The following is a 468-nucleotide window of genomic DNA, read 5'->3' on the forward strand; positions in this document are numbered from 1 at the left end:
GAGCCAAAAGATCAGATAGAACTCATGAAACTACAAATAAACCTCTTGGGAGTACAAAATGTAACAAACATGCTACTCCAGAACTACCTACAAGGTATGATTATGCAGGGAATTCAAGTTGAAGACGCCAATGCAACGATTTTAGGGATGGAAAAAGAAGGACCTCTAACAATAGAAGCCAATTATGTCTTGAAAAACTTCACAAAAATGGTAAATGGAACCTACGAATACTCATTTGATCCAACTCTCCTGAACCCTTCCCAGTTAGGGTATAGAGCCCAAAATGAAATTAACCAAAGCTTGAAAATAGAGTTTATTCTACCGCCAACGGCCACTATAGTGGAAGTTCCCAAAAACATGAGTAAAGAGATAAACGGAAACAAATACGCCCTCATAACAACCGTAGAGAAAAACAAAATAGTAATTACCGCAAATGTCTTTGTAAGGTATGGGGCACCTTTTGAGGAT

At 38.0% G+C, this 468-nt stretch carries 1 pseudogene; it reads left to right on the forward strand.

What is annotated here, in order from left to right:
* Positions 1–468 (forward strand): annotated as a pseudogene (locus E3E27_RS10580) (exodeoxyribonuclease VII small subunit); the annotation flags it as partial.

This window comes from Thermococcus sp. MV11 (genome assembly GCF_012027285.1).
In the GTDB taxonomy this organism is placed as follows: Archaea; Methanobacteriota_B; Thermococci; order Thermococcales; family Thermococcaceae; genus Thermococcus; species Thermococcus cleftensis.